The following is an 8,618-nucleotide window of genomic DNA, read 5'->3' as shown; positions in this document are numbered from 1 at the left end:
GTTATCGCCGATGACTACTGCGTTGTCATCATCATTGTCGTCGTTGAAGCCCAGTGTGAAATCACCGCCGAACGTGACGCCAGCGTGTCCATCAGCAGCAGCAGCGCCGGCAAATGCGACGATAGCTGTTGTTGTAAGAAGGATGCTTTTCATGGATTTTTTCCCTCGTGTTATGCATTCCCAAGAATGCCAGTTGTACTAGCATTGGCGTCTAACTGCGCCTTGATGCCCTGACACTCAAGTGAAATAGGGGGCGTTTTCGGCTCTTTGCCGGAAATGATGCATCAATGACACACAATTTTTTCAATCATGACATCCGCTCCGATACGCCCTATTTCAGGCCGAAATCTATCGTGAACCTTATTTTTTGGAGTCTTCCATGCCTCTTGCAGAAATTCAGGCCCGTGTCGCGAGCGCTTGTGAGGCCGCAGGCCGAAATCCGGCAGATGTGCGGCTGATTGCCGTGTCGAAAGTACAGCCAAACGAGAGAGTCGCCGCAGTTCTGGATCAGGGGCATCGAATCTTTGGGGAAAACAAGGTGCAGGAAGCGGCGGGCAAGTGGCCCGCGTTCCGTGACCAATATGAGGGTATTGAACTTCATCTGATCGGCCCGTTGCAAACCAACAAGGTCAAACAGGCCATGCAGCTGGCCGATGCGATCCATACGGTCGATCGTGCAAAGCTGGCCAATACAATCGCGCGGCACGCACAAGAGCTTGGCACCTGCCCCGATCTCTTTATGCAGGTCAACACCGGCGAAGAGCCACAGAAGGCAGGGGTTCTGCCACATGAGGCGGATGCTTTCATCGCCGAGGTCCGCGCGCTTGATCTGCCGCTGAAAGGGTTGATGTGCATTCCGCCCGTTGACGAAGAGCCATCCCTGCACTTTGCCCTGCTCGGCAAGATCGCGGCGCGCAATGATCTTGCGGGCCTGTCGATGGGGATGAGCAGCGACTTTGAAAGCGCCATCGCACTGGGTGCAACACATATCCGCGTCGGCTCGGCCATCTTTGGCGAGCGTATCTACGGGTGAGCGACGATTACGCACCACCCCAAGACCCTTTGACGATCCTGCATGACGACCATCAGGTTCTTGTGGTCGACAAGCCAAGCGGGCTTTTGTCGGTCCCCGGCAAGGGGCCGCATCTGGCCGATTGTCTTTTGACACGTGTGCAGGCGGCCTTCCCCATGGCGTTGCTGGTACACAGGCTTGATCGCGACACCTCGGGGGTGATGATCTTTGCGCTGACCCCCCACGCCCAGCGCCACCTTGGCCTCCAATTCGAAAAGCGGCAAACCAAGAAAACCTACATCGCTCGCGTCTGGGGCGAGATGGCGGAAAAGACGGGAACCGTGGATTTACCCCTGATCGTGGATTGGCCGAACCGCCCCAAGCAGATGGTCGACCACGAGACCGGCAAACAAGCGGTGACCGATTGGCGTGTTATGCGCGCAAGGGACGGGGAAACGCGGGTCAAGCTGATGCCGCGCACGGGCCGGTCACATCAGTTGCGTGTGCATATGATGGCGCTCGGGCATCCGATCCTGGGTGATCCTTTCTATGCAACAGAAGAGGCGCGGGATTATCCGCGCCTCATGTTGCATTCCGAAACTTTGCAGTTCCGCCACCCTGACGGGGGTCAGGGCATGCGCATTACCGCAAAGTGCCCGTTCTAACCTGCGATAAACGCGGCAATCGCGTCGATCTCTGACTGCGCAATCTCATGGCCACTGGGATGCCAGTGGACGGCCACATCAGCGCCCTGCGCCGCGAGATAATCCACAAACGCCTGCGTCAGAGGGGCGGGGCAGATCGGATCGCGCTCACCTGCGGTGATCAGAATGCGGCGGCCGTTGAGCCCCGGTTGGTCTTTGGGCGCCCAAGGGATGAGCGGGTGCATCAGGATCAACGTATCGACCAGATCAGCTTGCGCGAGCGCAACCGAGGCCAGAATATTGGCCCCGTTGGAATAGCCCAGACCAATCGCATCTGCTGCACCCGTCTTTTTCTTTTCCGACCGGATAAAATCAGCCATCGCAGCGGTACGCGCCGCCAGATCATCCATGTCATAGACGCCCTCACCGGTGCGCCGGAAATAGCGGAGCGCGCCATGTTCCGACACATCACCGCGTGGAGAGCAGATATGCGCGCCGGGCTTCAACTGTTCCGCGAAGCCGTGAAACTGGCCTTCGTTCCCGCCCGTGCCGTGGAATGTCAGGAACAGCGGTGCGCCTGCTGTCCCTTCTGTGCGTTTTGCAACATAGCTCATATCAGTCGCCCAGCGGCTGAAGCAGCCCTTCCAGACGGGCACGCAAATGCTCGTGCTGGCTTGGCAGTTTGAGCGCCTCACCCAGATGCGCGGTGTCTTCGTCGCGGTCAAAACCGGGCTCGTTGGTGGCGACCTCGAACAGCACACCACCAGGTGTGCGGAAATAGATCGCATAGAAATAGTCACGATCAATCACAGGGGTCACTTGGTATCCGGTATCAAGCAGTGCCTCGCGGACTTCGATCTGGCGCGCACGGTTGTCGACAGCAAAGGCAAGGTGGTGGACCGAGCCTGCGCCTTGTGCTGCATGTCCTGCCGTGGGGATTTCTTCGATATCAATGATGTTCGCATCATTCCCGCCCGGCACGATAAAGCGGGTCACGTTGTCTTGGGTGTCCAGCTTTTCGTAGCCCATGAACTGCAGCAACTCGCTGCTCATCGCGGCCTGTTGTAGGCGCATATCGGCAGAGTGGAACCCACGGATGCCTATCTCTTCGCTCACGCCATTGCCGGTCCAAGGCGTGCGGTCATCGTCGCTTTCGACCAAGGCGAACTGATCGCCATCGGGTCCGTCAAACAATACACGCTTTTCACCGAAACGGGTGTCTTGGGCAACGCCGGCAACCTCGAAGGTTGCGAAACGGTCAAGCCAGGCTTGCGACGTTCCGGCGGGAATGCTGAATGCAGTGCGCCCCACTTCGCCCACACCCTTGCGGCCACGGCCCGCGTTGGGGAAGGGAAAGTAGGTCATGACAGTACCGGGAGTTCCTGCTTCGTCACCATAATAGAGGTGATACACATCAGGTGCGTCGAAATTCACGGTCTTCTTCACGCGGCGCAAACCAAGCACGTTGGTAAAGAAGGCATTGTTCTCACGGGCGTCACTGGCCAGTGAGGTGACGTGGTGCAGGCCTTTAATCTGGTTGATCATCTCGCTCTCCTATCTTGCTGACAGGTTACATAGCGGATTCGATCATGCACTAAACATCCACAGGCGCACCTATTTGGTGCGCCTGTGCACATGACACTATTCGGCGGCCCATCCCGAGATGGCTTTGACCTCAAGGAATTCTTCGATCCCCCAGACACCGCCTTCACGGGCCCGCCCCGACATTTTCATGCCGCCAAAGGGCGAACCCGCACCACGGGACTGACCGTTCATCTCAACCATGCCCGAGCGCAGGGCGCGGGCCATACGGTTGCGCTTGGCACCATCCTGAGACTGGACATAATTGGTCAGACCATAGGGCGTATCATTGGCGATGCGCACGGCATCCGCTTCGTCCTCGAACGGAATGATCGACAGGACAGGACCAAAGATTTCCTCCTGCGCAATGCGCATGTCATTGGTCACATCCGCAAAGACCGTCGGACGCACATAGTAACCACGGTTCATCCCCTCGGGCAGACCCGGACCACCGGCCACAAGACGCGCTCCTTCGTTAATGCCCACCTCGATCATTTCCTGAATTTTCGTCCATTGGCTCTTGTTCACCACAGGGCCGATATGCCGCCCGGGTTCCGACGCAGGGCCAACGGTGATGCTCTTGGCAGCCTCGGCCGCCATTTCAACCGCCTGGTCGTAGATCGACCGCTCGACCAGCATGCGGGTCGGCGCGTTACAGGATTGGCCAGAGTTGCTCATGCAATGCATGACACCACGCTTGACGGCCTTTTCATCGGCATCGGCAAAGATGACGTTCGCGCCCTTTCCACCAAGTTCGAGCGTGACACGTTTCAGCGTCTCGGCTGCGGCGGCAGAGATCGCCTTGCCGGCACGCGTCGAGCCTGTGAAGCTGATCATCGCGACATCTTCGTGGCGTGAAAGCTGGCTGCCAACGCCAGCGCCGTCGCCGTTGACAAGATTGAACACACCGGCAGGCACACCTGCGTCATGGACGAATTCGGCAAACAGCAGCGAAGACAGCGGCGATTCCTCGGAGGGTTTCAAAACCATTGTGCAACCGGCCAGAAGGGCCGGTATCACCTTGAGCGTGACTTGGTTCATCGGCCAGTTCCACGGTGTGATCAGGCCCACCACACCGATCGGTTCCATGGCGATGCGGTCATTGGGGGCGTGCGGCCCAAGGGGGCGGATCCACTCAATTTCCTTGACCGCCTCAAGGGCGTTTTTCAAGTGCCACGGCAGGCAAGGGGCCTGACTGCTGCGCGACATATCAATGGGCGCGCCCATTTCCATGCTGATCGCCTGGGCCATTTCCTCGACCCGCGCCTCATATTGGGCAAGGATCGCTTTGACATAGGCAGCGCGCTCTTCGGGGGCAGTCGCAGCCCATGCGGGAAACGCTGCCTTGGCCGCAGCAACAGCCGCATCGGTATCGGCCTGATCACCCAGCGAAATGATCGCGCAGGGATCTTCCGTTGACGGATCAATCACGTTGTAATCGCGGGGCTGCACCGGTGGCACCCATGCCCCGTTGATATAGAAATTACGGTTCTCGATCATTGGATCTCTCCCTGACAAATGCTCTTGAAACTTGTGACACCGGCACGCAACAGGTGCAAGCGGCGGTGGCAGACTGTGCCAAGGATACCTATATAGACACCAATGCACTTCAATAGAGGAACCGCACCATGAGTCTCCGCATCAATGACACCATTCCCGATCTGACCGTCGAAACCGATCAAGGCACCCTTTCGCTGCATGACTGGATTGGCGATAGCTGGGCGATCCTGTTTTCGCACCCCAAGGATTTCACCCCTGTTTGCACCACTGAATTCGGCGCTGTCGCGCAGTTGGCCGATGAATGGGCCAAGCGCGGCACCAAGGTAATGGGCATCAGCGTCGACGGCGTTGAGGATCACAAAAAGTGGAAAAGCGATATCGAAACCTTCGCAAACGCCAAGGCCGGTTTCCCGATCATCGCAGATGAGGACCTGACCGTCGCAAAGGCCTTCGACATGTTGCCCGCAGACGCCTATCTACCGGACGGGCGCACACCTGCGGACAGCGCCACAGTCCGCGTGGTTTTCATCATTGGGCCTGACAAGCAGCTGAAGCTGTCGATGACCTACCCGATGAACGTCGGCCGTAACTTTGCCGAAGTGCTCCGCGCGCTTGACGGGCTGCAGACGGCTGCAGGACAGGGTGTTGCAATGCCCGCAAACTGGAACGTGGGCGATGACGTGATTATTCCAGCAACCGTCAGCAATGAAGACGCGAAGGCAAAGTTTGGTGATTTCACGACTGTCTTCCCCTATCTGCGGACAACAAAGCTGAAGGGCTAGGCCTGGTCAAAGCACAAAAAGAAGGCCCCGGTTGGTCGACCGGGGCCTTTTTCATGTCTGAACAACGATCTAGTAGGAATAACTGACCGCAACACCGATGAACGGAAAGACCGGCACATCTTCAAGATCAGCGTTCAACTCTGCGATATCGGCCTGTACCGTGCCGGTGTTGTCGTCGGAAGAGACCTCTAATGAAGACACGATCACGCCGATATCACCCGACACCGACCAGCCCTGGGCCACTTCAGTGCTGAAACCGGTGGTGATCAGCGGCGCGACTTCGTTCTTGAAATTGATTTCGCCGTCATAGGTTGTTGCGCCATCTGTGACGGTGCCCGTCACCTCACTGTTGGAAAAGAACAGCCCACCTGACAGCCGCCACGCGTTACCAAGAGGGTAATAGTCGGCAAGGACGGCGACGCCGCCCAGATCCACCTCGCCATCAACGGTTGCATCGTCGATATCGAATTCATCGTCGAAACTGAAACCGCCCATGACCATCCCACGGACGCCGACCTGCGGACTAACAGCATATTCACCTTCCAGAGACAGACCGAAATTGGTCACCCCTGCACCAAAAGACACACCATCGAAATTCTGCGCCACTGCACCCGTAGCCACGGTGCCAAGCACTGTCGCAGCAAGCATCGTCTTCAAAGTCATGAGCTATCCTTTCTGTTTGCAAAGCGGGGCGCAACTGCCCCTGAGGTAGAGTAGCCCGCGCTTTACGCAAGGGAAGGGCACAGCGCAATTTGCGCGGTCGTGCAGCATTCCAGTCACAAAAAAACGCCCGGCGCTATGGCCGGACGTCTCTTTTTTCATCAGTTTGATGAGGTCAGATCTTACTCTGCCACTTCTTCTTTCGTGATCTCCTGACCGGTTTCCTGATCAACCATCTTCATGGCCAAACGGACCTTGCCGCGATCATCGAAACCAAGCAGCTTGACCCAAACTTCCTGACCTTCTTTCAGAACGTCCGAAGGATGGTTCAGGCGGCGGTTTTCAATCTGGGACACGTGCACCAGACCATCGCGCTTGCCAAAGAAGTTCACGAAAGCGCCAAAGTCGACCAGTTTCACAACTGTGCCTTTGTAGATCGCGCCTTCTTCCGGCTCGGCCACGATCGAATAGATCATATCGTAGGCTTTCTTGATCGCCTCGGCATCGTTGGATGCCAGCTTGATCACGCCGTCGTCATTGATATCGACCTTGGCACCGGATGTTTCCACGATCTCGCGGATGACCTTACCACCGGACCCGATCACTTCACGGATCTTGTCGGTTGGGATCTGCATGGTTTCGATCTTGGGCGCGTGAACGCTGAATTCCTGCGCGCCGGTGATGGCTTTGGCCATCTCGCCCAGAATATGCAGACGACCTGCTTTGGCCTGTTCAAGCGCCTTTTTCATGATCTCTGGCGTGATGCCTGCGATCTTGATGTCCATCTGCAAGGACGTGATGCCGTTTTCAGTACCCGCAACCTTGAAGTCCATGTCGCCAAGGTGGTCTTCGTCACCAAGGATGTCGGACAGAATGGCGTAAGAGCCGTCTTCTTCCATCACCAGACCCATGGCCACACCGGCAACCGGTGCTTTCAGTGGCACACCAGCGTCCATCATGGACAAAGAGCCACCGCAAACAGACGCCATGGAGGACGACCCGTTTGATTCAGTGATCTCTGACACCAGACGAATGGTATACGGGAAATCCGTAGGTGCCGGCAGAACCGCCTGCAGCGCACGCCATGCCAGCTTGCCGTGACCTATCTCGCGGCGGCCGGGGCCAGCCACACGACCGACTTCACCAACCGAATAGGGTGGAAAGTTGTAGTGCAGCATGAAGTTGGATTTATACATCCCTGTCAGCGCATCAATCATTTGCTCGTCGTCGCCGGTGCCCAATGTGGTCACAACCAGACCTTGGGTTTCGCCACGTGTGAACAAGGCAGAACCGTGTGTGCGTGGCAGGATACCTGTCTCGGACACGATCGGGCGGATCGTATCAAGCGCACGGCCATCAATCCGCTTGCCGTTCTTGACAACATCACCGCGCAGAACGCTGGATTCCAGCTTTTTCAGCGCCGCTCCAAGGTTGCTATCTTCCCGCTGCTCTTCGGTCAGCGCGTCGATGATCTCTTGCTTGGCATTGGCAACAGCAGCGGTGCGCTCTTGCTTGTCGGTGATCGCATAAGCGGCGCGCATCTTCTCTTCACCAGCGGCTTTGACAGCGGCTGACAGCTCGGAATAATCCTCGGGCTGGAAGTCGAAAGGCTCTTTCGCGCATTCTTCGGCCAGATCAATGATCAGGTCGATGACTGGCTGGATCTGCTCGTGTGCGAATGTGACCGCACCCAGCATTTCGTCCTCGGACAGCTCGTAGGCTTCGGACTCAACCATCATCACGGCGTCTTTGGTGCCGGCAACAACAAGGTCCAGACGCTGATCGGGGTTCATGCGCAGGTTATGCATGTCGTCGATTTCTGGGTTCAGGATGTACTCGCCATCCTCATAACCCACGCGGCAAGCCGCAATCGGGCCCATGAAAGGCGCGCCGGAGATTGTCAGCGCCGCAGAAGCCGCGATCATCGCGACCATATCGGGGTCGTTGACCATGTCGTGGCTCAACACGGTGCACATCACCAGAACTTCGTTTTTGAAGCCGGGGACGAACAGCGGGCGGATTGGGCGGTCGATCAGGCGGGATGTCAGCGTCTCTTTCTCAGTGGGACGCGCTTCGCGCTTGAAAAAGCCACCAGGCACTTTGCCGGCAGCATAGTATTTCTCTTGATAGTGGACGGTCAGCGGGAAAAAGTCCTGCCCCGGCTTTTGCTTACGTGCAAATGTCACGTTCGCCATAACACTGGTTTCACCCAGTGTCGCGATGACAGAGCCATCGGCCTGGCGGGCAATCTTACCCGTTTCCAGTGTCAGCGTTTCTTCGCCCCACTGGATTGATTTCTTTACTTCGTTAAACATGATGTCTTCCTAGTTGGCCTGTTTGGCCTTTTGCGTAGGGGGCGTATTCCCCCTCATCCCAGTATCTTCTTTGGTCAGGCGCTGGAATGCGGGCGCCAGTCTCTCAAGATTGTTGGGCCTTATC

The 8,618-nt window shown here is 57.2% G+C and carries 8 protein-coding genes; 3 read left to right on the top strand and 5 right to left on the bottom strand.

What is annotated here, in order from left to right; all coding sequences use genetic code 11:
* The first annotated feature begins 379 nt into the window (after nt 1-379).
* Together VGP75_RS13050 and VGP75_RS13045 are read left to right on the top strand one after the other, a co-directional pair.
* Nucleotides 380-1,033 (top strand): YggS family pyridoxal phosphate-dependent enzyme, encoded by a 654-nt coding sequence (locus tag VGP75_RS13050; RefSeq protein ID WP_327544087.1) that lies wholly within the window; start codon nt 380-382, stop codon nt 1,031-1,033.
* Nucleotides 1,030-1,677 (top strand): RluA family pseudouridine synthase, encoded by a 648-nt coding sequence (locus VGP75_RS13045; protein WP_327544086.1) that lies wholly within the window; start codon nt 1,030-1,032, stop codon nt 1,675-1,677. Before VGP75_RS13050 ends, VGP75_RS13045 begins: the two co-directional genes overlap by 4 nt.
* Here the strand turns inward: VGP75_RS13045 and VGP75_RS13040 are convergent.
* The 3 genes from VGP75_RS13040 to VGP75_RS13030 form a co-directional block, all read right to left on the bottom strand.
* Nucleotides 1,674-2,270: an alpha/beta hydrolase gene (locus VGP75_RS13040; protein WP_327544085.1), complete on the bottom strand. Its 597-nt coding sequence runs from the start codon at nt 2,268-2,270 to the stop codon at nt 1,674-1,676. The two genes, VGP75_RS13045 and VGP75_RS13040, sit on opposite strands and share 4 nt — an antisense overlap.
* Before the next feature lies 1 nt (nt 2,271).
* Nucleotides 2,272-3,201: a VOC family protein gene (locus tag VGP75_RS13035; protein ID WP_327544084.1), complete on the bottom strand. Its 930-nt coding sequence runs from the start codon at nt 3,199-3,201 to the stop codon at nt 2,272-2,274.
* A 96-nt stretch (nt 3,202-3,297) separates the two neighbouring features.
* Entirely contained in the window at nt 3,298-4,737 is a 1,440-nt protein-coding gene (locus VGP75_RS13030) for an aldehyde dehydrogenase family protein (RefSeq protein ID WP_327544083.1), read from the bottom strand.
* Nucleotides 4,738-4,865: 128 nt separating this feature from the next.
* Here VGP75_RS13030 and VGP75_RS13025 point away from each other — a divergent pair, with 128 nt between their 5' ends.
* On the top strand, nt 4,866-5,519 hold the full coding sequence (locus VGP75_RS13025; protein ID WP_327544082.1) for a peroxiredoxin: 654 nt from the start codon (nt 4,866-4,868) through the stop codon (nt 5,517-5,519).
* A gap of 69 nt (nt 5,520-5,588) precedes the next feature.
* Here the strand turns inward: VGP75_RS13025 and VGP75_RS13020 are convergent, their stop codons facing one another.
* Both VGP75_RS13020 and pnp read right to left on the bottom strand, forming a co-directional pair.
* Complete coding sequence (locus tag VGP75_RS13020; protein ID WP_327544081.1) at nt 5,589-6,182, bottom strand: hypothetical protein; 594 nt, start codon at nt 6,180-6,182, stop codon at nt 5,589-5,591.
* 179 nt (nt 6,183-6,361) lie between these two features.
* On the bottom strand, nt 6,362-8,494 hold the full coding sequence (pnp, locus tag VGP75_RS13015) for a polyribonucleotide nucleotidyltransferase (RefSeq protein ID WP_327544080.1): 2,133 nt from the start codon (nt 8,492-8,494) through the stop codon (nt 6,362-6,364).
* Between the last annotated feature and the right edge of the window lie 124 nt (nt 8,495-8,618).

Source organism: Yoonia sp., from assembly GCF_036007805.1.
Classification (GTDB): Bacteria; Pseudomonadota; Alphaproteobacteria; order Rhodobacterales; family Rhodobacteraceae; genus Yoonia.
This window is presented reverse-complemented; position numbering and strand designations above follow the sequence as displayed.

Coding starts and splice junctions, on each gene's coding strand:
- VGP75_RS13050 (WP_327544087.1), top strand. CDS start 380: ATGCCTCTTGCAGAAATTCAGGCCCGTGTCGCGAGCGCTTGTGAGGCC.
- VGP75_RS13040 (WP_327544085.1), bottom strand. CDS start 2,270: ATGAGCTATGTTGCAAAACGCACAGAAGGGACAGCAGGCGCACCGCTG.
- VGP75_RS13035 (WP_327544084.1), bottom strand. CDS start 3,201: ATGATCAACCAGATTAAAGGCCTGCACCACGTCACCTCACTGGCCAGT.
- VGP75_RS13030 (WP_327544083.1), bottom strand. CDS start 4,737: ATGATCGAGAACCGTAATTTCTATATCAACGGGGCATGGGTGCCACCG.
- VGP75_RS13025 (WP_327544082.1), top strand. CDS start 4,866: ATGAGTCTCCGCATCAATGACACCATTCCCGATCTGACCGTCGAAACC.
- VGP75_RS13020 (WP_327544081.1), bottom strand. CDS start 6,182: ATGACTTTGAAGACGATGCTTGCTGCGACAGTGCTTGGCACCGTGGCT.
- pnp (WP_327544080.1), bottom strand. CDS start 8,494: ATGTTTAACGAAGTAAAGAAATCAATCCAGTGGGGCGAAGAAACGCTG.